Here is a 25,467-nt window from a genome sequence, read left to right as displayed (position 1 = left end):
GAGAGATGGGCGGCGCATAAGAGGTCCTAACAGAAGTTGTTGATCATGTGACTGTCGGCGTGGTTGCTCGTTGGTCGTGCCGTGGGGAAAAGGGAGTCGCGGCCGTGGATCGTCTCGGACGAACTCTGGTCGCTCATCGAGCCGTTGTTGCCCGCGCCGGGTCCGAAACTGGTCGAGGGCAGACCGCGGATCCCGGACCGGCAGGCGCTGTGCGGGATCCTGTTCGTGCTGCATACCGGCATCCAGTGGGAGTACCTGCCCCAGGAGCTGGGCTTCGGCTCCGGTATGACCTGCTGGCGGCGTCTGGCCGCGTGGAACGAGGCCGGTGTGTGGGACGCGCTGCACCTGGTGCTGCTGAAGAAGCTGCGGGCCGCGAAGAAGCTGGACTGGTCGCGGGCGGTGATCGACTCTTCCCACGTCAGGGCGGCCCGGCGCGGCCCAAAAGCGGACCTAGGGAGCGTATGCGGTTGTGATCATCGGGCGGTCCGGGTGAGTTCTCTGAGCCAGATCATCGAGGCGCGGAGGTGAAGGCCGGCGAGGTAGCTCGCGGGTGTCTTGTCGTACCGCGTAGCGATGCCTCGCCATGCCTTCAGCTTGTTGATCAGCCGCTCGACGGTGTTCCGCTCCTTGTAAAGATCGGCGTCGTGACTGACAGGCCGGCCGCCTCTGGAGCCTTTCTTCTTCCGGTTGGCGGCCTGGTCCTTCTTCTCCGGGATGACCGCCTTGATATGGCGTTTGCGCAGGTGGGCGCGGTTGCCGCGGGACGAGTACGCCTTGTCCCCGGCGACTGCGCCGGGCAGGGTGCGGGGACGGCCGATGGGCCCGCGCACCCACACCTTCCCCAGCACGGGGATGAACTGGGGGCTGTCGGCGGCCTGGCCGGCGGTCAGGATGAGCGCCAGCGGGCGGCACTTGCGGCCGCCGGCGACATGGATCTTGCTGGTCTGCCCGCCCCTGGAACGTCCGAGCAGGGCGGCCTTCAGCCGGAGTTTGCGCCGGCGTCGGATACGCCGCCGCTCTTCCCGCTCGGGATCGACTTCGGCCTCCTGCCCGGTTTGTTCGTCGCAGTCGCCCCTTTTGACCTGGCCTTCTCCGTCTCGGCGGCAGCCTTCTCCAGAGCGGTGAGGACGTCTTCGGCCATGTGCATCCCGGCAGCGTCGTGGTGGGCCCGGGCGGTGGTGGAGTCGATGCTGACCAAAGACAGGTCCACCTCGCCCCGCTTCGCGGCTTCCGCGATCAGGCCCTCCATCAGGGCCTCGAAGACGCCGGCGTCACGCCACTGCCGGAAGCGGTTGTGGACGGTCGACCAGGCGCCGAACTCCGCCGGCATCTCCCGCCACTGCCCGCCCGTCTTGAACCGCCAGATCACGCCCTCGAACTGCTGCCGCAGCCGCTCGGGGTACGGGCCGTACTCGCCGATCGGCAGGTACGGCTCGATCAACTCCCACTCCGCATCCGTCAGTTGCACTCGCGTCACCCAGAAAGGTCTACCGGTCCACACCCTGCCGCGCAGGCAGATCTCACAGATTGATCACGACGCAATACGCTCCCTAGTCCGGTCGACCGCGCACGGCCGGGCAGCAAGCACCACGTCCTCACCGACGGCCAGGGCATCCCGCTCGCAGTGTCCCTGACCGGCGGAAACCGCAACGACGTCACCCAACCCCTGCCTCTGCTCGACAAGGTTCCCGCGGTGGCCGGCCTCGTCGGCCGGCCCAGACGCAGACCCGACGCGCTCCTCGCGGACCGCGGTTACGACCACGACAAGTACCGGCGCCTGCTCTGGGCCCGTGGCATCCGCCCCGTCATCGCCAGACGCGGAGAAGAGCACGGCAGCGGACTGGGCATATTCCGCTACGTCGTTGAACGCACGATCGCCTGGCTGCACGGCTTCCGACGCCTTCGCATCCGCTGGGAACGACGCGAAGACATCCACGAAGCCTTCCTCGGACTCGCCACGTGCCTGATCACCTACCGCCACGTCCAGCGCCTTTGTTAGGACCTCTAAGGCGGTCCCTGCCGCGGGTGCAGGTCAGCAAGCCGGACACCGTCCGGCCCTATGCTGACCGTTTGCTGACCCGGAGGCAGCGATCAAAGCTCTGACCTGCGGAAACGCCCAACCGCTAGATCTTGGACTTGAACATGGTACGAAGCATGGAGAAGCTCCCGGTTTGTCTGCTCCCTGCCTGCTCTTTCCAGGTCAAGGGCGGTCTTCGGAGAGTACATCGATTCGCATCTTCGGTCAGCTGTCCTCAGGTGCTTCAGGACTCACGCTGACCACCTGCCGACTTTCCTGACGCCCCGTCAGGTGACTGGAGGAGGGCTTCACCCCTTATCGCGGACCCCACCGTGGCGACGACCCAAGCCTACGCAGCACCCGCCGAAGGACGTCCGTGATCACAGTCACGCGGACGGTCTGGACGGCGGTCAGGGGAGGCGCTCGACCGGGCATGAGGCGCTCTTCGGACAGCCCACTTGGAAAGCGCTTGTACTCGGAAGGTGACCCTAGGCGCGAGAGAAAGTCTCGACCCCTGCAGCGACCTGCACACGGCCTGCCCGAACATCCCCCAGCTTGGGAGGAGATTCCGATGGCTGCCAACGCCATGGAAACGACGTTCCCCGCGTTTCCGAAGGGGCTGACCCCGCGCCCGGAGCATGCGCATCAGGGCCCGGGCGGGAACATACTGGCGTGTAGAGGTGAGAGCCATGGCGCCTTTGCGAGACGGATTCGACGCGCCTCCGCCCGTAGGACCGCACGACCTCCTCGATGCGTCCGCCGACGCGGTAGCGCTGGTGTCCGCGGCCGGCAAGGTGATCGGCTGGACGCGGGGGGCCGAAGCACTCCTCGGCTACTCCAGTGCGCAGGTGGTCGGGCGTCCCGCCGCAGAGCTGCTGGCGATGCCCGGGGACCCGGTACGCGTCGCCCGTATCGCGGAACGGTGCCGCGCGGGAATGGGTTGGAGCGGCCGGGTCGCCGTCTGGCGCGACACTGCTCCCGTCGAGGTCAGCCTGCGCGTGTCCGGGTCCTTCCACATCGGCGAAGACGAGTGTTTTCTGATCTCGGCACGACCGGAACGGCAGCAGTGGACCATGGGCGAGTCCGTCCTCGACGGCTTTCTGACCCGCTCTCCGGTCGGCATGGCGGTGATGGATCTGGAGATGCGCTACGTCTGGGTCAACGACACCCTGGAGCGTTTCGGCGGTGTGCCACGTGAACAACGGCTGGGGCGCCGGCTGAGCGACCTGCTGCCGGGCCTGCAGGGGGAGACCATCGAGGGCGTGATGCGCAAGGTGCTCACGACCGGCGTGCCGGTCACCGACTACGAGTACATGGGATGGAGCTGGGCGGACCCGCACCGTCAGCACGCCTACTCCACCTCGTTCTTCCCGCTGGTGGATGCCAACGACTCCGTCACCGGGCTGTGCTACATGGTCATGGACGTCACCGAGCGCTGGAACGCCCGCCGACTGCTGTCGCTGGTCAGCGAGGCCGGGACCAGCATCGGCAGGACGCTGGACGTGATGCGCACGGCGCAGGAACTCGCCGACTTCGCTGTTCCGCGCTTCGCCGACTTCGTCATCGTCGACCTTCTCGAGCCGGTCCTCAGCGGCGAGGGCCAGGGGACCTGGTTGCCCGACGCCGGGCCGGCGCCGGCCCGGCCGGTGATGCGCCGGGCCGGAATGAGCTCCGTACGACCGGGCTGCCCGGAGGCCGTCGCGCGGACAGGAGACAAGGTCGACTTCGTTCCCCCGCCGCACGACGCGAACCTGCTCGTCGACGGCGAACCGATCTTCATACCCGTACTCGACCCGAGCGATCCCCTGTGGATCACCGAGCAGCCGGCCAGGACGGCCAGCATCCGCGAGTTCGGTCTGCACTCCCTCATCTCGGTGCCGATGCGGGCGCGCAACACCGTCCTCGGTCTCGCCACTTTCGCCCGGTCGGTGAACCCCACCCCGTTCCAGCAAGACGACGTGCTGCTTGCCCGGGAGCTGGTGGCGCGGGCGGCGCTGTGCGTCGACAACGCCCGCCGCTACACCAGGGAACACACCGCGGCGGTCACGCTGCAGCGCAGCCTGCTCCCGCACGCCCTGACCGGTGGAACAGCACTGGAGGTGGCCTCCCAGTATCTGCCGGCGGACGCGTCGGGCGGGGTCGGCGGCGACTGGTTCGATGTGATCCCGCTGTCCGGTGCCCGTGTGGGTCTGGTCGTCGGTGACGTGGTCGGCCACGGCATCACCGCGGCGGCGACGATGGGCCGGCTGCGCACCGCCGTGCAGACCCTCGCCGACATGGACCTGCCCCCCGATGAGCTGCTGGCCCACCTCGACGACCTGGTGCTCCGGCTGAGCGAGGAAGCGACCACCGGCCCCGCCGACCAGACCGCCACCGCCTTCCTCGGAGCGACCTGCCTGTACGCCGTCTACGACCCGGTGACACAGCGGTGCACGCTGGCCCGGGCCGGCCATCCACCGCCGGTCGTCGTCACCCCGGACGGGCAGTTCTCCTTCCCGGAGCTTCCCGCCGGTCCTCCGCTCGGGCTGGGCAGCATGGCCTTCGAGGCCACCGAGATCGAACTCCCCGAGTACAGCATCTTCGGCCTCTACACCGACGGCCTGGTCGAGGGGACCGACCGCGACATCGAGGGCGGCATGTCCCGTCTCGGGCATCTGCTGTGCTCGCCCGGCTCCGACCTGGAAACTCTGTGCGCGAACGCGGTGAGCCGACTCGTTCCCGCGCCGCAGCCCGACGACGTCGCCCTGCTGCTCGCCCGCGCCCACGCCCTGGGCCCCGATCAAGTCGCCTCCTGGGACATGCCGCTGGACCCGGCCGCCGTCGGTGACGTCCGCGCAGCCGCGACACGTAAGGTCGAGACCTGGAGCTGCCGGGAACTGGCCATGACGACGGAGCTCATCGTCAGCGAACTCGTCACCAACGCGATCCGCTACGCCTCGGGCCCCGTACGCCTGCGACTGCTCCGTGACGCTCGCCTGACCTGCGAGGTCGCCGACGGCAGCAGTACGGCTCCTCGCCTGAGGCACGCCCGCAGCATGGACGAGGGCGGCCGAGGCCTCTTCCTCGTCGCCCAGCTCTCCCATCGCTGGGGTGCCCGCTACACGCCCGGAGGGAAGATCATCTGGGCCGAGCAGGAGCTCCCATGACCGCACCGTCCTCATGCGGACCATGGGCGCTGGAGTGCGGGCAGAACCGGAACGGCCGCATCCCGCCGCCCGTCAGGCGCCGGCCCCACTGAGCAAGAACCGGCAAGGTCATCGGGAAGCTGTCCGCACAGCACCGGGCGGTGGACTTCCGCGACTTCCTTGACGAGATCGACCGCCGGACCGATGCCAGCCTGGCGGTCCACGTGATCTGCGACAACCTCTGCTCGCCGAGCTGCTCCATGGTCTGCTGGACGGGATCAGCCGGCATCAACGGCCGTACCCTGCCGGTCAGCGCACGCGAGTCTCCTCGATCGGGGCGGCGCGCAGACGCCCGGCCTCGGCAGGCAGGTGGGGTGTGTGGTTGACCAGGCGGGCGGAGTTGGCAACGACGGCGATGCTGCTGGTGTTGTGCAGCAGGGCTGCGGCGACGGGGTTGAGGGAGCCGCCCGCGCTGGCGAGCAGGCCGGCGAGGTTGACGCCGATGGCGAGGCCGTAGTTTTGCCGTACGACGCGCAAGGTGTGTCGGCTGAGTTCGACGACGGCGGCGACCTGGCGCAGGTCGTTGCCGGCGAGGGCGATGTCGGCGGTCTCCAGGGCGACGTGGGAAGAGTGTTCGCCCATGGCGATGCCGACGTCGGCCAGCGCGAGGGCGGGGGCGTCGTTGGTGCCGTCGCCGACCATGGCCACCGTGTGGCCTTCCCTCTGGAGGTCGCGGATCAGCTGGAGCTTGGCTTCGGGCAGAGCGTGGGCGTGGACCTCGGCGATGTCGAGGGCGTCGGCGACGGTTTGGGCTGTTTCGACGGCGTCGCCGGTCAGCAGGATGATGCGCTGGACGCCCAGGTCGCGCAGTTGCTGAATGACCGTGCCGGCTCCGGCGCGTACGGCGTCGGAGACGCCGAGCATGCCGATGAGGTCCTCGTCGTGGGCGAGGCAGATGACCGTCTCGCCCTGGCGGCGCAGTTGTTCGGCCCATTGCCGGGCGACCGGGGTGAGTTCGAGTCCGTGGCGGCGCAGCAGGGCGGGACTGCCGACCAGGAGGCGGGTGCCGTCGAGTTCGGCGCGCATGCCCATGCCGAGGACGACTTCGCATGCCTGGTGGATCGGTATGTGGAGGTGCTGTTCCTCGGTGCGGGTGACGATGGCGTGGGCGAGTGGGTGGCGGGCATGCAGCTCGCCGGAGGCGGCCAAGCGGAGGACGTCGTCGGCGGTGTGGTCGCCGTGGAGTGCGACGACGCTGGTGACGAGCGGGCGGCCGAGGGTGAGGGTGCCGGTCTTGTCGAAGACGACGGCGGTGACCCGGCCGACGCCCTCCAGGTGCGTACCGCCCTTGATCAGGGTGCCGTGGCGGGCGCCGTTGCCGATGGCCGCGCTGATGGCAGTGGGGGTGGCCAGGCCGGCCGCACACGGGCAGGCGACCAGCAGCATGGTCATTGCACGCCGGGCGTCCCGGGTGACCAGGTACGTTCCGGTCGCCAGGGCGAGTGATACGGGAACGAAGCGGCGGGTGAAGCGGGTGGCGACGGTCTGGATGGGAGCCCGGTCGGCCTGGGCTTCCTCCACACGGCTGATGATCCGTCCGACGGTGGTGTCGCTGCCGACCGACGTCGCGCGGACGACGAGGGAGCCGGAGGTGACGATGGTGCCGGCGTACACCTCGGAGCCGTCCCGGGTGTAGACCGGGAGGGCCTCGCCGGTGATCGCGGCCTGGTCGACCAGTGCCTCACCCGAGACGACGGTCCCGTCGACGGGGATCTTGTGGTGCTCGTAGACCGCGACCACATCTCCCGGTGCGACGTCGTCCAGGGCGACCTCGACTTCCACGCCGTCGCGTAGGAGCCACACCCGGTCCTCCCCGATACTGAGCAGTTCCTCGATGGCACGGCGGGTACGGCGCAGCGTGATCGTCTGGAGGAACTCGCCGATGTTGAGGAGCCACAGGACGGTGAGGGCGACCACGTTCTCGCGCAACAGCAGGGAGATGACCGTCGCGGCGGTGACGAGCGTGTCCGTACCCGGATGCTGACGACCCGTCATGGTACGAAGTGCGCCCCGGAAGAACGGCAGGCCGCTGAAAATCGTGACGGCGCCGAGAAAGCCGGAACGGCCGCCAGTCACCCAGGGCGGCCGGCGCAGCACCAGCCGGTGCACGGCCACCACGGCGAGCACCGCCCCGCCCACGATCAGTCGGGCCACCTCGCCGGTGGAGGAGTCGGGCGCCGACCGCGTTCGCTTCTCAGGTGCGGAGAGCGGCGGAGCCTCCCCCAGCGCCTCGACCAGCCGGTCGACGTCCAGCCGGTCGGGTTCGACCCAGAGGACGACACTTCCCGTGCGGGGGAAGATGCGCAGGGCACGGAAGCCCGGCAGGTCGGCGAGCCGCTCGTCGACCAGTCCCGCGGAGCCCGGCCGTGCCTTCAGCCACGGGACGGTCAGCCGCACCCGGCCCGCGGCGGCGGAACGTATGAGAACGCCGGCCATGATCAGTGCTCGTGGTCGTGGTGGTGACCGCTGATGTCCACCGCGGACGGGGGCGGCGCCTCCTCACCCAGTGAGGAGCGGGCCTCCGCCATCATGTCTCCCGCCTTGAGCCGGGCTTCCTCCGCGGCGGACCCGAGCCACCGGGCGGCCATGATGCCTCCGGCGAGGCTGCCGACCACCGCCTTGCGCGCCGCGGGTTTGGCCTTGGGAGCGGCCTTGGACGCGCCACGCAGGACGGCCACTCCGACCACCCCTGAGACGGCGTGGTGCGCGAGTCGGCCGAGGGCGGCACCGGCGAGAGCTGCAGGTTGCATGACGATCTCCGTGAGTGCAGGCCAGCCGCAAAGCAGCCGTACGGCTACCTCAATTGTGCGCCTTCGTATGCTCCTGTCGCATCCGTGACGTAAGCGACGGGCTTGCCCGATGGCGAGGAGGACGGCGTATCACGACGGCCAGGGCATAGACGGCGACGGCGGTCGAGACGATGGCGAAGCTCGGCGGAAGGGCGGGCGCCGCGTGACTGAGGGCGAGCCCCGCCCACATCTCCCCCACCGCCAGACCGACGGCCAGGGCCAGCCCCCCGTACGGTCTGCTCGTCAGGCGCTGGGCAGCGCCGGCGGGGGCGGCCAGCAGGCCCAGCAGCAGCAGTGCGCCGACCGCCTGCACGGCCTCGGCCGCGCAGGCGCCCGCCAGCGCGAGGAACCCCATGCCCAGGAGACGGACCGGCACCCCGCGGGCGGCAGCGACCGTCTCGTCGAGCGAGGCGAAGAGCAGCGGCCGGGCCAGCAGCAGCATCGCCGCACAGATGCCCGCGGCCACCCAGGCCGCCAGCTGGGCGCGGGCCGAGGACAGGCCGAAGACGGAGCCGAACAGGACCTCGACGCCGGCGCCGCTGTCGGCGGTGCTGCGCGTGGTGGTGTAGAGAGTGAGGAAGAAGACGCCCAGGCCCAGCACCCAGGAAAAGACGCTGCCGATGGCCACGTCGTCGGCACGGCCCCGCCGCCCGAGGGCCCCGAGCAGGAGCGCCACCGCGATCGTCGCTCCGAACAGGCCGAGCCTGGGGTCGTAGCCGAAGGCGAGTGCCGCGACGGCACCCGTGAACGCCACATGACTCAGGGCGTCGCTGGTGAAGACCTGTGCCCGCAGGACGAGGAAGTAACCGACCAGGCCGCACGCGGCCGCGATCGCCGTACCGGCGAGGAGGGCGTGGCGGAAGAAGGGCTGGTCGAGCATGGCCGCCGACACGTATGCGCCGCTCATGTCGTTCATGTGGCGCTCCTCGCGGTGGGCCGGGCGGCGCGCCTGCCCCGGCGCAGCGCACCCTGGCCGCGTGCCAGCACGTACGCCGTGAACGCGAAGGTCGTCACCCAGAACCCGACGGGGTACACCGAGTGGTACGCCGCGGTCAGGCCCAGCCAGGTCACCGCCAGGGCGATGGCCACCGCGAGCACCAGCCCGGCCGACGGACGGGCGGTGAGCTGCTGGGCGGCGGCCGCCGGCATCACGAGCAGGGCGAAGATCAGCAGGGTGCCGGTGATCTGACTCGCCTCGGCCGTCGCCGCTCCGAGCATCACCAGGAACAGCAGGGACAGGGCGCGCAGTGGCACGCCACGCCCGGCGGCGACCTCCGGGTCCACGGAGGCGAACAGCAACGGCCGGCCCATCACGGCCAGCGCCGCCAGAACGACTCCGGCCACGATGGCCAGCAGCACCACCTGGCCTCGTGTGATGCCGAGGAACCGTCCGAACAGCAACTCGTTGATGCTGCTCAGCGCCCCCTGGTGCAGGGAGGCGAAGAGGAACCCGCAGCCGAGCAGGAACGCCTGCACCGTGCCCGTGACGGCCGCCGCCTGCCCTTCCCCCCTGCCAGGCCCTCGATGCGGGGCGAGTACGGCGATGGCCACGGCAGCCGCCAGGCAGAAGGTCAGGTAACCGTAGACCGCACCCACACCCAGGAGCGTGGCGCCGGCCGCACCGGGAAAGCCGACGACGGCAATCGTATGACCGGTAAAGCTCTGCCGGCGAAGCACCATGAACCAGCCGAGCGCCGCGGCGAGAACCGAAGCCGCCGTGCCGGCGAGAAAGGCGTTGACCATGAACGGGTAGGTCCACATCTCACCGAGATCCAGGGCAACGGACCATGGCGGGGCGGGACCGGTCACCGCCCGCGTCACGTGGCTCCCCCCGCTCCCGGATGCGGATGGCCGCTGTCAGGGGCCTGGTGCGCCTCCGGCGTTCCCACGACCGCCAGCCGCCCGTCCCGGGTGCGCAGCACCTCCACCGGCGTGCGGTAGAGGCGAGACAGGGTCTCGCTGGTGATGACCCCTTCGGGCGTCCCGACGGCAGCACCGCCCTCGGCGATGTACACGACCTGGTCCAGGTAGGGCAGGATCGGATTGACGTCGTGGGCGACCATCACCACCCCGACCCGGTCCCGTCGGCAGATACGGCCGATCAGCGCGGCCACCGCCCCCTGGTGGGACAGATCCAGACTCTCCAGCGGCTCATCCAGGAGCAGCAACTCCGGTCGGCGTACCAGCGCCTGCGCGATCAGCAGCCGCTGCTGTTCCCCGCCCGAGCACGCGCTGATCGGCCGGTGCGCGTAGGCCCCGGCACCGACCAGATCGATCACCTCGTCGATCCGTGCCCCGGCCGCCCGCCGCCGGGGGCTGAACCGCGCCGGCAGCGGCAGGGGAACCCCCCAGCGATCACCGTCGAGCCCCAGCCGGACCAGGTCCACACCGCGCACGGGCAGGGACGCGTCGAAACCGCGCCGCTGCGGCAGGTAGCCGACACGGTGATTCGCGCGGCCAGGTGGCCGGTCGAGGACCCGCACCTCTCCGCAGGGCGCGCGCAGCAGGCCCAGCAGAACCTTGACCAGGGCGCTCTTGCCGACGCCGTTGGGCCCCAGGACGGCCACGAACTCGCCCGCGCCGACGTCCAGATCCATCCCCGACCACAAAGTCCGCCCGCCGAGCCGGACGGCGGCGCCCCGAAGGGACACCAGCGAGCCGTCGGCCGTTCCTGTGACCGCTGGGGCGTGAGGGGCAGCGGCCTCGGATGCCGCCTCCGCATCGACCTGCGTGTCGGTGGCTACGATCCGTGCGTCCTCGGCGGATCGAACCCGGCCCTGTGGACGTGCGGTCATGGCCCCGTACCCTTCGCCAGCGCCCCTTCGATGTCTTCCAGTTGCGCGACCTGCCAGTCCTGGAAGGCGGTGTCCGGCGGGATCGGCGTCTCGGTCACCGTCGCGACGGGGATACCCGCTTCCTTCGCGGCCTTGACCTGGGCCGTCACGTCGGGGGTCGAGTTCTGGCTGTTGTATATGTAGATCTTGATCTGCTTGTTCGCGATCTGACGGTCGGCGGCCGCCTTGTCCCGGGCGGTGGGGTCGGTGCCCTCACTCATGGCGTCGAGAAACGCTTCCGGGGTGAGGATCCGCAGACCGAGCGCTTCGGCAAGAGGGGTGACGATCGATTCGGACGCGCCGATCGGCGTGCCCGTGTACTTCTCCTTGATGGCCGCGATCAGGTCGTCATAGCGGGCCAGCGCCTTGTTCTCGAAGTCGCTCTTGCGATCGTCGAAGTACACCGATCCGGCCGGTTCGAGCTTCTTGTAGTCCGCTGTGATCCGGTCGATCACCTGGTGAACGTCGGCCGGTGAGTACCAGCGGTGTGGATTACCTCCCTCTTCCACCCCGATCAGCTCCCCGACGTCGAGCACAGTCCGGTCGTCGGAGGGATTCGCGGCCAGGAGCCTGGGGGCCCAGGCGTCGTAGCCGACCCCGTTCACGATCACGTAATCGGCGTCGGCGACCTTCCGGGCGTCCTGCGCGGTGGGCTCGTAGTCGTGCGGGTCCGCGTCCGGGTTGTCGATGATGCTGGTGACCTTCACGCGGTCGCCGCCCAGTTGTTCGGCGATGCTGCCCCAGAAGTTCTCCGCCGCCACGACCTGGATGCTGTCCTGTTGACCTCGAGCGGGCGAGTGCGGAGTCGTCTCGGTCTCCGCTGAGGAGGCGTACGCCGTGGTCGTCGCCAGCAGGGCCGCCACGGCGACGAGGGCCCGTGCGGCCAGAGAACGCCGGACCGGTGTGGAGGAAGCCCCGGGACGCATACCGACCTCCTTGCTCCTGCCTGAGCCCACCGCACAGGCCCAGGGCCGGACCTTTCCACCCTAGGCAGAAACGATTTTCACCACCACGCGAGCGCCACTCCGCACCGAGGAGCCATCTCCGCGTGACCCCGAGATTCGTAATGGGACCCATTTTCATATAGCGTCCTTCTCGCACACCCGAGGAGGAAGAACCATGGCTGTCCCCAAGCGGAAGATGTCCCGCAGCAACACCCGCCACCGCCGCGCCCAGTGGAAGGCCGCCACGCCGACGCTGGTGCCGGTCACGATCGACGGCGTGCGTCACCTCGTACCGCAGCACCTGGTCAGGGCCTACGAGCGCGGGCTTCTGCGCCCCGCGGACTGAGGGGACGGACATGGCGCACGATCGGCTGCCGGTGACCGTTCTGTCCGGCTTCCTCGGCGCGGGGAAGACCACGCTGCTCAACCATGTGCTCGGCAACCGCGAGGGACTGCGCGTCGCGGTCATCGTCAACGACATGAGCGAGGTCAACATCGACGCCGCCCTCGTGCGCGGCGGCGAGGCGGCGCTGTCGCGCACCGAGGAGCGCCTGGTCGAGATGACCAACGGGTGCATCTGCTGCACGCTGCGCGACGACCTGCTGGAGGAAGTGGACCGGCTCGCCCGGGAAGGGCGCTTCGACTACCTCCTCATCGAGTCCAGCGGCATCTCCGAGCCCATGCCGGTCGCCGCCACCTTCGCCTTCGCCCGCGACGACGGCGCCACCCTCGGCGATCTCGCCCGTCTGGACACCATGGTCACGGTCGTCGACGCCGCCAACTTCCTGCCGGAACTGGCCAGTGGCGACGAGCTCGTCGAGCGCGGCCTCGACCAGTACGAGGACGACGAACGCACCGTCAGCGACCTGCTGATGGACCAGATCGAGTTCGCCGACGTCATCGTGCTCAACAAACTCGACCTGATCGACGACGCCGCCGCCGAGCGACTGCGGGCGACGCTCACCCGCCTCAACCCCGTGGCCCGGATCGTCACTGCCGTCCACGGACACGTGGAGCTCAAGGACGTACTCGGCACCCGGCTGTTCGACCTGGAACGCGCCCAACAAGCACCCGGCTGGGTCATGGAACTCAACGGCGACCACGTCCCGGAGACCGAGGAGTACGGCATCTCCTCCACCGTCTTCCGCTCGGAACTGCCCTTCCACCCCGGGCGTCTGTGGCGGTTCGTGACCGAGGAGATGGACAGCGGCGCCTACGGGCAGGTCCTGCGTTCCAAGGGCTTCTTCACCCTGGCCAGCCGCCCGCAGGTGACGGGGCTGTGGTCGCAGGCCGGCTCCGTCGCCCGGTTCGAGCCCTCCGCCGCCCACGGCACCGACAGCCCGGCGGGCCAGGAGCTGGTCTTCATCGGCACGCACCTGCATGCCGAGGCGCTCCACCGCGCTCTCACCGACTGCCTGCTGACGGACGGAGAGAGCCTGCCGGCCGACGATCCGTTCCCCGCCTGGGACACCTACGGCATCGACGACACCTGCGACCACGAACACCCCGAACTGGTCGCGCGGCCCTGAGACTCCGGGCGGGCGGTGGTCGCAGCCACGGCATCGCCCGCCCGGTACTTCCCGTACACGCAGACCGAATCGGGGCACTGGTATGCCGACCACGGTGTACGGCTGGGCACGGCCCGGGCTTCACCGCCGTGACCGCCGTACAGAGCGGGGAGCTCGTCGGGTTCGCCACCACCCGGACGACCCTCGTCCCCTTTCCCACCGACCGCCGCTGTCCCCAGGCGGCCGCCGGTCTCGGCACCGACCACACCGCCGACATGCTTGTCGGGGCCCGCGAGACAGACGAGCTCTCGGTCCGCGCCGACGCCCGGGGCACCGGCCTCACGGGCAAGCTCCTGGAGGCCGTGACGGCCGACGCCCCCGAGGGGCCGCTCCTGGCTGCCGACGTCCGTCCAGTCGCCACGGGCCATGTCCTCCTACCGCCGCCAGGGCTGGACCCGGGCCACCCACCCCTCCCCCGACGGCAAGGGCATCGTCGTCGCCGACCTGCTGATCCGTGAGAGCGCGGCGCCATCCGGCGTCCTGCACGGCGACGACTCTCCGACGAAGCAGGGGTGAGCAGCCCGACCGGCCGTCACGGCATCAGCGCGATCAACACCCGCTCCTCGAGGTCCTGCCACACGACGTCGACCTCGGCGAAGCCCGCCTCGCGCAGCGCGGCCTCGTGATAGTCGACGACTGGCGAAGCCCACTCGTCCTTGGTGCCCTCCGGCCAGATCTGGCGTCGGGTCTCGACGGCCTCGCCCAAAGCGGGCACGGACTCCACGCTCTTCCACCAGGTCTCCCAGTCCTCGGCGCCACGGGCGATCGCTGCGGACTGCCGACGGGCGTTGACGGCGGCGCAGGCACCCCTGATCCGCTTGCTGCGCGGGCCGGCCGGGAGGTAGTCGGCGTTGATCAGCACGCCACCGGGCTTGAGCAGCGTCGCGGCGGCCCGGTACACCGCGACCAGCTCCGGCGGGCTCAGCCAGTGCAGGGCGGTGCTGGACAGGACCGCGTCGAAGGTGCCCGGCTTGCCGTCCTCGTCGAGGGCGGTGACCCAATCGGGGGTGCGCAGGTCGGTCCGGACCCAGCGCAGCCGGCCGCCGTGGTCCCCGCACGCGCCCTGCCCGATCGTCAGCAGCACCGGGTCGACGTCGACGGCGACGGCCCGGCCCTCGGGATACCGGCGCAGCAGCCGGTCGCTGATCGCGCCGGGGCCACAGGCGAGGTCGAGCACGGTGGGGGCGGGGCCTGGGGCGAGTTCGCCGAGGAAGTCGAACATGACGTCGAAGCGGCGCTCGCGTTGTTCGATGTAGAGGTCCTGCTGCCGGTCCCAGCGGGTGAGCAGGTCGGTCCAGGTGTCGGTGTGTTCGGCGGTGTCGGTCATGGATTTCTCCGGAGCTCCGTGGTGATCGGACGATGGGCCGGCTGGGCCAGGAAGATGACAAGCCACGTGGTGGCCGGCCTGGGTGGCCGGGCGGGGCTGCGGGGCGGCCAGCGGGATCAGGGGCGGTCTGATCTCGCAGGCCGCGACGCGGTCCGGGCACCGGGCGCGGAAGCCGCACCCGTCCTGGGCGGTCGGCGAGGGCAGCGGTCGGATGGCCGACTCCTCGACCGGTCGCCGGCGGTGATGGGAGTTCAGCGCTGGTGCGGCGGCGAGCAGTTTTCTGGTGTACGGGTGCAGCGGTGCCACGGCGAACGTCGCGCTGGCGGCCTGTTCCACGACCCGCCCGCCGTACATGACCGCGATACGGTCGGCCAGCCGCTGCACGACGGCCAGGTCGTGGGCGATGAACAGGCACGCCAGTCCGAGCCGGTCCCGCAGTTCGGACAGCAGGTTGAGCACCCCCGCCTGGATGGAGACGTCGAGCGCCGTGACCGGCTCGTCGCAGATCAGCACGTCCGGTTCCAGAGCGAGGGCGCGCGCGATGGCGACGCGCTGACGTTGTCCACCGGACAGTTCCTCTGGGCGTCGGTCTGCGAGTTCCCGCTCCAGCCCGACGGTGTGCAGGAGGTGTTCGACACGGGCCTTCTGCTCGGCGCGGCTGCCGGCCTTGTGGATCCGCAGCGGTTCACGGATCGCCTCGTGGACGCTCAGACGCGGGCTCAGCGAGAGCCCGGCGTCCTGGAAGACCATCTGACACCGGCGCCTCACGTCGCGCGCCGCCCGCCCCCGCGCCCGGTGCACGTCCGTCCCGGCGACCCGCACGGCACCGCGATCCGGTGTGAGCAGACCGACCGCGGTCCGGGCCAGCGTCGACTTGCCGCAGCCGGACTCCCCCACCAGGGCGAGGATCTCGGCCCGGTCGACCCGCAGCGACACGTCGGTCAGCACCGGCCCGCCCGGTCCGCCCCGGCCCGGGTAGCCGACCGTCAATGCGTCGATCTCAAGCACGGGTGCCTCCACGGGGCCGGGGTTGGACGGCCACCTCGGGCGAGGGATGGCGCAGACAGCGAGACCAGTGGGACTCACCCAACGGGTCCAGTTCGGGTACCTCGGCGGCGCAGCGGGGTTGGACGAGGCGGCAACGGGGCCCGAAGGAGCACCCCGCGACGTTGTCCGGTCCGGCGCCGGGTGCGCCGGGCAAGGTGACGAACGGAGTTCCGGGCGCGACGGCGAAGTCGGGCACGGCGGCGAGCAGGCCCTGGGTGTAGGGATGGTCCGGTCGCGTGAGCACCCGGTGAGCCGCCCCGTGCTCGATGATCCGGCCGGCGTAGGCGACGGCGACGGTGTCGGCGATCTCGGCGACGACCCCGAGGTCGTGCGTCACCAGCAGGACGGCGGCTCCGGTCCGGTCGCGGTAGCGCCGCAGCAGGTCGAGGATGTCCGCCTGCACCGTGACGTCCAGGGCGGAGGTGGGTTCGTCGGCGACGAGCAGGCGGGGTTCGCCGGCCACCGCGATGGCGAGTTGAACCCGCTGGCGCATACCTCCGGAGAGTTGGTGCGGATAGCGCGGCGCGGCGTCGGGCAAACCGACGGCGTCCAACAGAGAGGCACGCCGGAGCCGGACCGCGGCCCGGTCCGTCGCGGAGCCGGACAACCGGATGGCCTGATCGAGCGATGCGCCGACGGTACGCAGCGGGTTCAGGGCGGCCAGGCTGTCCTGGAAGACGACGCCGATCTCCCGCCCGTAGAGCTGCCGCAGGGCCGTCTCCGGTGCGTCGACCAGGTCGAGTGTGCCGTCCGGGGTCCGCAGCAGAGCCGAGCCGCTCACCTGCGCCGATGGACCGAGCAGGCCCAGCGGCGCCAGCGCCGAGCTCGACTTGCCGCTCCCGCTCTCCCCCACCAGCGCCAGGATCTCCCCGGCCGCCAGGCGAAGGCTCACGTCGGTCACGACCCGCCGATCGCCGTAGGAGACGCTCAGTGCCCGGACCTCGAAGACCGCGCTCTCCTGTGCGGATTTCGCGCTCTCCTCCACGGACTCCGCGCGGTCCGAAGCGGGCCCGGCCGGGACGGGGGCGTTCACGGAGGGGACGACCGGAACGGGAGCGTTCGCGGTGGGGACGACCGGAACGGGAGCGTTCACGGAGGGGAGGACCGGAATGGGAGCGTTCGCGGTGGGGACGACCGGAACGGGAGCGTTCACGGAGGGGACGACCGGCTTCCTTCGGCGGCGCGGAACCCGCCCCCCGACGAACAACGCCGACGGCCGTGCCCGGTCGCCGGTCGTGAGGTTCTCACCCAGCAGGTTCGCCGCCAGCACGACCGCGGTGATGGCGATCCCGGGCGGATAGGCCAGCCACCACGCGGAGTCCAGGAAAGGCCGTGCCTCGACGAGCATCGCCCCCCACTCCGCGTCGGGCGGTGGGACGCCCAGGCCGAGGAAGCTCAACGACGCCACGGCCAGCACGATGACGCCGAGGTCGGTGCTGGCGTAGACGAGGCAGGGGCCGATGGTGGCCGGGAGCAGGTGCCGCCCGATGATCCGGCGGCGGGGCGCACCGAGCACACGCAGCGCGTCCAGGTGCACCCCGCTGCGAGCGCTGCGGACCTGGGCGCGGGCGATCCGCGCGTAGGGCGCCCACCCGGTGAGGGCGAGGGCCAGCACGATGTTCTCCGTGCCCGGACCCCGGACACCGATGACGGCCAACGCGACCAGCAGAGCGGGGGCGGCCATCGTGACGTCGACCAGCCCGACCAGCATCCGGTCGAAGGCGCGGCCCGTGTAGCCGGCGGTGACTCCGAGGACCACGCCGAGGGCGATCGAGAGCAGCAGCACGCCGGCCGCGACCGTCAGGGAGATCCGGGCCGCCTGGAGAAGCCGCGACAGTTGGTCGCGACCGAGCTGGTCGGTGCCGAGCAGGTGGTCTCCCCCGGGGGCCTGCAGTGTGGCGGCCAGGTCGTTGGCGGTGGGGTCGTACGGCGTCAGCCAGGGTGCACTCAGGCCGAGCAGGACGAATCCGACCAGGGGAACGGCCGCGGCCATCGTGCGCCTGCGGCGACGGGACAGGGCCGTGGCGGCCCCACGCTGACGTCCGATCACCGCACGCTCCGGACTCGCGGGTCGACAAGGCCGTGCAGCGCGTCGGCGGCCGCGTTGGCGGCCACGATGGCGAACCCGAAGTAGGCGACGCCGCCTTGCAGGGCGGGCAGGTCCCGTGCGGCGACGGCCTGGGCGAAGTAGTCTCCGACCCCGGGCCAGCCGAAGATCTGCTCGACGATGACGGTGCCGACGAGCAGCCCGGCGACGGTGAACCCGGCCACGGTCAGTACCGGCCCGGCCGCGTTCGGCAGCGCCTCACGCAGCAGGATCCGGCGCGGCGAGGCACCTCGCGCCACGGCGGCCTGGATGTGGGGTGCGGCCAGCGCGTCGGCCACGGTGACCGCGACGACCCGGCTGAGCACTCCTGCCAGCGGAAGAGCGAGGACGACCATGGGCAGGAGCCACGTGCTCGGTCCGGCCATGCCGCCGGTGGGTACCAGGCCGAGCGTCAACGCGAGGTAGAGCACCAGCAGGTAGCCGAGCCAGAAGGGTGGCACCGCGGAGGCGGTGAGACCGACCGTACGCAGCACCCCCCGTACGAACCGCCCGCGGGCGCGTACCGATGCGAGGCCGAGGGCCAGACCGAGTGCCACGCCGAGTCCACCGCCGAGCGAGGCCAGCCCGAGGGTGACCGGCACTCGGCCGGCCAGCTCGGATGTCACCGGTTGCCCGGTCCGGTACGACTGGCCGAGATCTCCGGTGAGCGCGTTGCCGAGGAACCGGAGGTACTGCTCGGCCACCGGGCCGTCCAGGCCGAGTTCGGCGCGTACCGCCTCGATGTCCGCGGCGGTGGCGGCGGGCCCGATCCGGTCCACGGCCACGGCCCGGGCCGGGTCGCCGGGGGCGAGCTGGGCCAGGGCGAACGTCATCACCGACAGGGCGAGCAGGACCATGACGAGACCTGCCGCGCGGCGCAACAGGTACCCCGTCACCGTGACGCCGGTCCGGGGCGCGCCTCCCGCACGCCCCGGTCCGGTCGATGCGGGCGCACTCACCTCAGGCCGACGCCGTTGAGCTCGAGGTCGTACTCGGTGGTCGGGATGGAGAACCCGGTCACGGTGTCACGCACGGCCCACAGTCGCGTGCGGTAGGCGATCGGCACGTAGCCGGCGTCGGCGTACAGCGCGTCGTAGAGGGCCTGGTACTTGGCCTTGCGGTCCTTCGGGTCGCGGGCGAACAGTGCGGCGTCGACCAGCCGGTCGTAGGCGCCGGTCGCGAACACGGGTGACTCGGCGCCCTCGGCGAGGAAGGCGACCGCCGTGCTCGACGGGTCGTACGGGGCGCCGTAGGTCTCGAAGAACGCGATGTCCCACTTGCCGGCCGCTTTGTCGTCGTAGTAGGCCGTGTCGTCGACGAAGACGATGTCTGTGCCGATTCCGACCTCCTTCAGCGCCCCGGCCACCGCTTCGGCGCTGCCGCGGGCGTCCTGCATGCCGTTGGCGTTGGCGGACACCAGGAACCGCAGGCGCAGCGGCTTGCCGTCCTTGCTGCGGGTGTCGCCGGAGCGGGTGTAGCCGGCGGCGTCGAGCGCCTTCTCGGCGGCGGCCTTGTCGAAGGGGAAGGTCTGGTCGGCGCCGGAGTCGGGGACGGCGGGCGGGAAGAAGCGCGACGCCGGCTCGCCGTAGCCGAGGTAGAGCGCCCCGATGAGGGCCTCGCGGTCGAGCGCCTTGCCCACCGCCACACGGACGGCCTTGTCCCCGGCCGGGCCCTTCGGGTTGAACCCGAGCATGACCGTGACGTCGGGCTCGCCGGTGAGAAGCCGCGCTCCGCCGCCGCCCTTGCTGAGCGACTTCGCCTCGACCGGGGTGATCGGGGCCAGATAGGCGCCGCCGATGACATCCAGCTCACCGTTGCGCAACGCGGCCAGGCGCGACTGGGAGTCGGGGATGACCTTGAACTCCAGGCGGTCCAGCAGAGGTTTCTTCCCCCAGTACGCGTCGTTTCGCTGCAGGACCGCACCGGTCGCGGAGTTGGAGACGAACTTCCACGGTCCGGTGCCCACCGGCGCGGAGAACTTCCCGCCGGCGCCGACCGAGGCGGGGCTGAGGAAGCGCACCGGCCGGGCTATCGACAGTTCCTGCAGCAGGGGGTCGTACGGCTCGGAGAGCTTCAGCCTGACGGTGTCCGGGTCGATCACCTCGACATCGGTGATCACCTTGGAGGCCCGGAAGAAGGAGAAGTCCTTCTTGCCGACCCAGCGGTCGAAGTTCCATTTGACGGCCTTGGCGTCGAACGGGGTCCCGTCGTGGAAGGTCACGCCGTCGCGCAGGTCGAACTCGACGGACTTGCCGTCCGGAGCCACGGTCCAGGACTCGGCCAGCTCGGGTCGCAGCTTTCCGTTGGGTCCATAGCCGACGAGCGCGTCGAAAACGCCGTCGAGGACGAGGAAGTTGGCGCTGAACGTGTGCGGGTCCAGTGCTCCGGACTCCGAAGCCAGGCCGATGCGCAGCGTCCCTCCCGCCTTCGGCGTGCCCGCCTTCGGCTCGTCGGACTGACAGGCGGTGAGGGTGAACACGGCGGCGGTCGCGGCGAGACCGGCCGTCAGCGACCGGAAGCGACCGGCCCGCGGGCGGCGGAGGGAAGGACTCACGTGGATTCTCCAGTGGTGCGGGCGTCGGCGGGCGTACTTGCGGCAAGGCGTCGCGCATTCCTCACGGCGCCCGCCGCGCGGTGATGAGGAACTGCATCCGGGGGTCCACCTGGTGGCCCACCGCGGGATCGCGGGAAAGCTCCAGCTCCGCGGCCTGGATCTCCGGCAGGTCACGGATCCGCACGTCGACGAAGCCCGCATCGCGGACCGCGGCGGCGAAGTCCTGCGGATCCGCGGACTCCGCGAGCGTCAGCGCCTGCACCACGTGGCGCTGGTAGGCGGAGTGGAACACGGCCCTGTCCGGCGTGTCCCGGGAGGTGTCGATCCCGTTCGCGAACCACAGCCCGTCGACGACGGCGAGACGCCCGCCGGGCCGCAGCAGCTCGAGCCAGTTCCGCAGCGCCTGCACCGGTTCGCGCAGCGTCCACAGCAGGTACCGCGCGGTGACGGCGTCGAACGAGGCGGCGGGCAACGGGGGGCGTACGGCGTCCCCGAGCCGGAAGACCGGCGGGTCGTCCAGCTCCGCGGCCTTGGCCCGGGCGAGGTCCAGCATCCCCTCGGCGAGATCGACCCCGGTGACACGGTGACCCAGCTGCCACAGGTGGACCGCGACCTGGCCGGTGCCGGTGCCGACGTCGAGCACGTCGGCCGGTGCCTCGGGCAGCGCCGAGGCCCAGACCTGATGCCAGCGCTGTGCGGCCTCACCCATGTGCAGCCGGCTCGTCGGGTGCGCGTCGTAGTCGGGGCCGTGGCCGCTCCAGTACGACGTGATGGGTTCCTGCACGTCGGAATCGGTCATTCCGGCTGCTCCGCTTTCTCTTCTTCGGCGAGTTGCTCCGGGCCGCCGACGGCCTGCAGCCCGTGCTTGACGGGGACGACGTCCAGCGGGTGCGTCCGGTCGCGCGCGACGGGCCGGTGCGCCGGCGACGTCCTGCACGACGGAGTTCGCGCGGGAGGGCCGGTGCCGGCCGTCACACCGACTCCTCGTCGAGCTGGGCGGCGAGCAGGTTGACGTAACGGCCGCCGGCGGCGACGAGCTCGGCGTGGGTGCCGGTCTCGGCGACCCGGCCCCGGTCCAGGACGACGATCCGGTCAGCGGTGCGGATGGTGGACAGCCGGTGCGCGATGACCAGCGTGGTGCGTCCCTGTCTGGCGCTGTTCATCGCCTCGGTGACGGCTTGTTCGCTGGCGGCGTCGAGGTTGGACACCGCCTCGTCCATGACGAGGATCGGCGCGTCCTTGAGCAGCGCGCGAGCGATCGCGATGCGCTGCCGCTGCCCGCCGGACATCCTTGCGCCGAGCTCCCCGGCCACCGTGTCGTAGCCGTGGGGCAGCTCGGCGACGAACTGGTGCGCCTGGGCGGCACGGGCGGCCGCCTCGACCTCCGCGTCGGTGGCGTCCGCACGGCCGAGCCGTATGTTCTCCCGCAGGGACGTGTTGAAAAGGAACGTGTCCTGCGGCACCAGGGTCATCAGCCGGCGCAGGTCCTCGGCGGGGAAGTCGCGCACGTCGTGCCCGCCGATCGTGATGGAGCCGGCGGCCGCGTCCCAGAAGCGCAGCAGCAGGTTGGCGCAGGTGGACTTGCCGGCCCCGGAGTGCCCGACGAGCGCCACGGTCTCCCCGGGGCGGATCTCGAAGGAGACGTCCTCGACGGCGGGCCGCAGGTCGTCGCGGTAGGCGAAGCCGACCCCGTCGAAGCGCACCACCGGCGCGATCGGGCCGGCCGGTGCGGCGTCGACCAGATCGGTCACCGGGGGAGGCTGCTCGATCAGTGTGACGATGCGTTCCGCGGCGGCGGCCACCACCGACAGCTCCCGGGCGACCTCGGTCACCTTGAGCACGGGCATCATCGACATCGCGGCCAGTACGACGGCGACGGGGAAAGCGGTGGCGGCCAGTTCGCCCTGGGCCACCAGGCGGGCGCCGAGCACCAGGACGACGAGGATGCCGAGCAGGGCGATGGTGTCCGTCGCGGCGTACTCGATTCCGGACCGCCGGCCGTGCCGAGCCTTCGCCGCCACGAGCCGCGAGCCCTCCCGGCGCAGCAGCTCCAGCCGCTGCTCCCGGCCACCGAAGTTCACCAGCTCGCGCAGTCCCTGGAAGGTGTCGGCGCTGTCGGAACCGATCCGGCCGAGTGACTCGCGCAGTTCCCGGCCGTGCGCCTCGGCCCGGCGGCGCAACCAGGCCGGCACCGAGGCGAGCACCAGCAGCACCGGCAGCAACGCCACCGCCAGTGACCAGTGGAAGCTGCCCAGCGCCACCGTGGTCGCCACGGGGATCGTCGTGGCCACCGCGAGCGGGCTCAGCGTGTGCGCGAAGAAGAGCTCGATCTGCTCGACGTCGGCGATCGCCGCCGATCCCAGGTCACCCGACCGGCGTTCGAGCATGTACCCGGGGGAAAGCCGCTCGAAGGCCGCGTACACCTTGCCGCGGGTGTCGGCCAGGGCACGGAAGGCGGCGACGTGGGCGAACACGCTGTCGGCCACGTTGAAGAAGGCGAGCGGCACGATGAGCGCCGCCAACAGCACGATCCACCCGGTGAGTTCCCCGGCCGGGGTACCGGTCGCCGCGAGCGCGACCACGTAGGCGCCGATCCCGGCCGAAGCGAGCGCGAGCAACTGGTGCACCGCGCCGGCGAGATAGGCGACGGCGATCAGCCTCCGGTGCTCCCCGAGAAGCGGCATGAGCACCCGCAGCCGGGCGCTCGACGACCGCGGCCGCGCGTGATCCTCACCGCCGGTGTCGTGCAGGTGGTCGTGGTCGTGGGTGACAGCGGTCATCGCGTCGCTCCCGTCTGAGTGGCGACGAGCTCGGCGTAGGCCCCGGCTGAGCCGAGCAGGTCGGCGTGGCTGCCCGCCTCGACCACGAGGCCGCCGTCCATGACCACGATCCGGTCGGCGCCGCGGACCGTGGACAGCCGGTGCGCGATGACGACGCTCGTCCGGCCACGCATCAGCTCGGTCAGCGCCTGGGTGATCTCGGCCTCGTTCGCGGCGTCCACACTGGACGTCGGCTCGTCGAGGACGAGGACCGGCGCGTCCTTGAGCAACGCACGTGCGATCGCCAGCCGTTGGCGTTCGCCGCCGGACAGCTTCAGCCCGCGTTCACCGATCACGGTGTCGTAGCCCTGCGGCAGCGCGCGGATGAACCTGTCGGCACGGGCCGCCGCCGTCACGCGGTCCAGCTCCTCCGGCCGCGCGTCCGGCTTGGCCAGCAGCAGGTTGTCCCGGACGGTGCCGTGGAAGAGGTACGTGTCCTGGGACACGACTCCCACGAGCGCGCGCAGCTGTGCCAGCGGCAGTTCGCGGATGTCCCGCCCGCCGAGCCGGATCACACCGTCGTCGGGGTCGAAGTAGCGCATCAGCAGCGCGATCAGCGTGCTCTTGCCCGCGCCGGAACGGCCGACGACCGCCAGTCGCTCACCCGGTGCCACCGTGAGGCTGAAGTTCCGCAGGGCGGGGGCGCTTCGCGTCGGGTAGGTGAAGGAGACGTCGGAGAAGGTCAGGCCCGGCGGGTCCTCGGTCGGCGCAGGAGCCGCCGTGGCCGGCTCGGTCACGTCCGGCTCGAGGCGCAGCAGCTCGGCGACGCCGACGCTGGCCGGGATCGCGGAGTACGCGGCGTGGTAGGCGGCCTCCAGGTCGTGCATCGGCCGGAACGTCTCCCGCGTGAGCATGAGGATGACGAAGAGCCCGGCCACGCTGATCGAACCCCGGGCCGCGTGCCAGGCGCCGAGCGCGACCGCCGCGGTGGTACCGATCGGCACCAGCAGCTGCGCGACGCTGGAGGAGGCGGCCCAGGACCACATGAGCCGGATCGAGTCCACGCAGAACGCCTCGGCCCGGTCGGCCAGTTCCCGTCCGCGGCGCCCGCTGGCGTTGAACGCCTTGAGCGTCGCCATGCCCTGCACGGCGTCGAGGTTCTCGGCGTACAGGCCGCGGTAGGACTGCATCCATCGATCACCGCGATCCTTGATCCACCGCGCGCCGAGCAGCTGGGACAGCGGCGCCAGCAGGGCGCACACCAGCACGATGACACCGACCGGCGGATCGATCACGATGATGCATGCCGATGCCGCGCCGGCTCCGAGCATGGACGCGTACACCGACGGCACGAAACGGCCGATCAGGGGATCGAGCAGCTCCACCGAGTCGACGACGGTGGACTGCAGGTCCCCGGTGCGCAGTTGCTGAGCCTGCCCCGGCCCGATCTCGATCAGCTTCGCCGTGAGCCGCTGTCGCACCGTCTCCTTCACCCGGCCGGAAACGCGGGGCGCCCAGCTGTCGCGGAGCACGATCACGGCGATCCGAGCGAGCTGCAGCGCCACGATCCCGACCACCGGCCCCGCCAGCTCGCCCATCGCGGCGCCGTCGAGCACGTTCGCCAGCAGTCTCGCGATCAGCAGCCCTTGACCGATGTAGGTCGCGGTGACGAGCAGGAGCAGGACGACCAGCCCGGCGACCTCGATCCGGGCGCGCCGTGAGAAGGACAGGAAGAGGCCGACAGCCGATCGCACGAAGGATCCTCTCCGCCCGGGCGGGCTGGCATCGTGGGACGCTCAGCCCCGGACGGAGGCTTATTGCAACCTCTTGGCAATAAATAGTCCAGCGCGCGTGGCACCGTCAAGACTTCGGGATATAAAGTTAAATGGTTGTCATTTTCAAATCAAGTGTCCGGCAGTCCGGTGACCGGCGACAGCGCGACGTGCGCTCCGGGCCCACGTCGCGGGCCGGTGGCACGCTTGCCTTTGCGCGCGGGTGGGCCGTCACCTCGCAGGCCCGTCGGCCCCGACTCCCGTGCCGGGTACGGGAGTCCGGGCATCGGTCACTCGCCGGCGCCCCCTTCCGGTGCTCCGCGGCGCCGCAGGGCGCGGGCGGCGAGGAATCCGCCCCCGGGCTGCGGCCGTGGCACCGATCGCGGCCACGGCGGCGCGTTCACGACCGGTGAGCCACCAACCGGCCGAAGCAGTCCCCGAGAACGCCACGCTCAGCGCCCACCATGGCAGCGAATCGCCGGACGTGAGCGCGTGCCCCAGCGCAGTCGTCACCACGCATACGGCCGCGAAGACACCGGCCGACAGCGCACGCGGGCTGCCGACGCGCTCTTGGGCCGACGTCAG

Annotated in this window: 17 protein-coding genes and 4 pseudogenes; 6 read left to right on the top strand and 15 right to left on the bottom strand. The window is 71.0% G+C overall.

The window, feature by feature from the left end; genetic code table 11:
- Window positions 1-108: 108 nt before the first annotated feature.
- Window positions 109-444, top strand: a pseudogene (locus ACIOC0_RS31905) (transposase); the annotation flags it as partial.
- Window positions 445-473: 29 nt separating this feature from the next.
- Here ACIOC0_RS31905 and ACIOC0_RS31900 read toward each other — a convergent pair.
- Window positions 474-1,477, bottom strand: a pseudogene (locus ACIOC0_RS31900) (IS5 family transposase).
- Window positions 1,478-1,549: 72 nt separating this feature from the next.
- On the opposite strand from ACIOC0_RS31900, the pseudogene ACIOC0_RS31895 reads away from it, so the two are divergent.
- Both ACIOC0_RS31895 and ACIOC0_RS31890 read left to right on the top strand, forming a co-directional pair.
- Window positions 1,550-1,999 (top strand): annotated as a pseudogene (locus tag ACIOC0_RS31895) (IS5 family transposase); the annotation flags it as partial.
- Between the two features lie 707 nt (window positions 2,000-2,706).
- Window positions 2,707-5,163 (top strand): SpoIIE family protein phosphatase, encoded by a 2,457-nt coding sequence (locus tag ACIOC0_RS31890; protein WP_402159219.1) that lies wholly within the window; start codon window positions 2,707-2,709, stop codon window positions 5,161-5,163.
- A gap of 288 nt (window positions 5,164-5,451) precedes the next feature.
- Here ACIOC0_RS31890 and ACIOC0_RS31885 read toward each other — a convergent pair whose 3' ends face one another.
- Genes ACIOC0_RS31885 through ACIOC0_RS31860 form a run of 6 tightly spaced genes read right to left on the bottom strand, consistent with a single transcriptional unit; the run spans window position 5,452 to window position 11,586 of the window.
- The gene (locus ACIOC0_RS31885; protein WP_402159218.1) at window positions 5,452-7,638 is read right to left on the bottom strand and encodes a heavy metal translocating P-type ATPase; all 2,187 of its coding nucleotides are present in this window, start codon (window positions 7,636-7,638) and stop codon (window positions 5,452-5,454) included.
- 2 nt (window positions 7,639-7,640) lie between these two features.
- Window positions 7,641-7,952: a DUF1490 family protein gene (locus ACIOC0_RS31880; protein ID WP_402159217.1), complete on the bottom strand. Its 312-nt coding sequence runs from the start codon at window positions 7,950-7,952 to the stop codon at window positions 7,641-7,643.
- 49 nt (window positions 7,953-8,001) lie between these two features.
- Window positions 8,002-8,907, bottom strand: coding sequence for a metal ABC transporter permease (locus tag ACIOC0_RS31875; RefSeq protein ID WP_402159216.1), 906 nt, complete (start codon window positions 8,905-8,907; stop codon window positions 8,002-8,004).
- A complete protein-coding gene (locus tag ACIOC0_RS31870) occupies window positions 8,904-9,752 on the bottom strand; it encodes a metal ABC transporter permease (protein WP_402159215.1) in 849 nt (282 codons plus the stop codon). Before ACIOC0_RS31870 ends, ACIOC0_RS31875 begins: the two co-directional genes overlap by 4 nt.
- Before the next feature lie 56 nt (window positions 9,753-9,808).
- Window positions 9,809-10,786, bottom strand: a complete 978-nt coding sequence (locus tag ACIOC0_RS31865; protein WP_402159214.1) for a metal ABC transporter ATP-binding protein — start codon at window positions 10,784-10,786, stop codon at window positions 9,809-9,811.
- Complete coding sequence (locus ACIOC0_RS31860) at window positions 10,783-11,586, bottom strand: metal ABC transporter solute-binding protein, Zn/Mn family (RefSeq protein ID WP_402159213.1); 804 nt, start codon at window positions 11,584-11,586, stop codon at window positions 10,783-10,785. The genes ACIOC0_RS31865 and ACIOC0_RS31860 overlap by 4 nt, the downstream gene beginning before the upstream one ends.
- Window positions 11,587-11,944: 358 nt before the next feature.
- On the opposite strand from ACIOC0_RS31860, the gene rpmF reads away from it, so the two are divergent.
- The 3 genes and pseudogenes from rpmF to ACIOC0_RS31845 form a co-directional block, all read left to right on the top strand.
- On the top strand, window positions 11,945-12,115 hold the full coding sequence (gene rpmF / locus ACIOC0_RS31855; RefSeq protein WP_402159212.1) for a 50S ribosomal protein L32: 171 nt from the start codon (window positions 11,945-11,947) through the stop codon (window positions 12,113-12,115).
- Window positions 12,116-12,125: 10 nt separating this feature from the next.
- Window positions 12,126-13,298 (top strand): GTP-binding protein, encoded by a 1,173-nt coding sequence (locus ACIOC0_RS31850; protein ID WP_402159211.1) that lies wholly within the window; start codon window positions 12,126-12,128, stop codon window positions 13,296-13,298.
- A 113-nt stretch (window positions 13,299-13,411) separates the two neighbouring features.
- Window positions 13,412-13,853 (top strand): annotated as a pseudogene (locus ACIOC0_RS31845) (hypothetical protein); the annotation flags it as partial.
- Between the two features lie 16 nt (window positions 13,854-13,869).
- On the opposite strand, the gene ACIOC0_RS31840 reads toward ACIOC0_RS31845, so the two are convergent.
- The 8 genes from ACIOC0_RS31840 to ACIOC0_RS31805 form a co-directional block, all read right to left on the bottom strand.
- On the bottom strand, window positions 13,870-15,672 hold the full coding sequence (locus ACIOC0_RS31840) for an oligopeptide/dipeptide ABC transporter ATP-binding protein (RefSeq protein WP_402159210.1): 1,803 nt from the start codon (window positions 15,670-15,672) through the stop codon (window positions 13,870-13,872).
- Window positions 15,665-17,761, bottom strand: a complete 2,097-nt coding sequence (locus ACIOC0_RS31835) for an oligopeptide/dipeptide ABC transporter ATP-binding protein (RefSeq protein WP_402159209.1) — start codon at window positions 17,759-17,761, stop codon at window positions 15,665-15,667. The genes ACIOC0_RS31840 and ACIOC0_RS31835 overlap by 8 nt, the downstream gene beginning before the upstream one ends.
- On the bottom strand, window positions 17,758-18,693 hold the full coding sequence (locus ACIOC0_RS31830) for an ABC transporter permease (protein ID WP_402159208.1): 936 nt from the start codon (window positions 18,691-18,693) through the stop codon (window positions 17,758-17,760). The genes ACIOC0_RS31835 and ACIOC0_RS31830 overlap by 4 nt, the downstream gene beginning before the upstream one ends.
- Before the next feature lie 59 nt (window positions 18,694-18,752).
- On the bottom strand, window positions 18,753-20,351 hold the full coding sequence (locus ACIOC0_RS31825; protein ID WP_402159207.1) for an ABC transporter substrate-binding protein: 1,599 nt from the start codon (window positions 20,349-20,351) through the stop codon (window positions 18,753-18,755).
- Window positions 20,352-20,412: 61 nt separating this feature from the next.
- Window positions 20,413-21,150, bottom strand: a complete 738-nt coding sequence (locus ACIOC0_RS31820; RefSeq protein ID WP_402159206.1) for a class I SAM-dependent methyltransferase — start codon at window positions 21,148-21,150, stop codon at window positions 20,413-20,415.
- Window positions 21,147-21,326 (bottom strand): hypothetical protein, encoded by a 180-nt coding sequence (locus ACIOC0_RS31815; RefSeq protein WP_402159205.1) that lies wholly within the window; start codon window positions 21,324-21,326, stop codon window positions 21,147-21,149. Before ACIOC0_RS31815 ends, ACIOC0_RS31820 begins: the two co-directional genes overlap by 4 nt.
- Complete coding sequence (gene cydC / locus ACIOC0_RS31810; protein WP_402159204.1) at window positions 21,323-23,131, bottom strand: thiol reductant ABC exporter subunit CydC; 1,809 nt, start codon at window positions 23,129-23,131, stop codon at window positions 21,323-21,325. The genes ACIOC0_RS31815 and cydC overlap by 4 nt, the downstream gene beginning before the upstream one ends.
- On the bottom strand, window positions 23,128-24,864 hold the full coding sequence (locus ACIOC0_RS31805; protein WP_402159203.1) for an ABC transporter ATP-binding protein: 1,737 nt from the start codon (window positions 24,862-24,864) through the stop codon (window positions 23,128-23,130). The genes cydC and ACIOC0_RS31805 overlap by 4 nt, the downstream gene beginning before the upstream one ends.
- Window positions 24,865-25,467: the final 603 nt, after the last annotated feature.

The organism is Streptomyces sp. NPDC088254 (assembly GCF_044740925.1).
Classification (GTDB): domain Bacteria; phylum Actinomycetota; class Actinomycetes; order Streptomycetales; family Streptomycetaceae; genus Streptomyces.
Note: the sequence above shows the minus strand (reverse complement) of the source record. Positions and strands in the feature narration are given on the sequence as shown.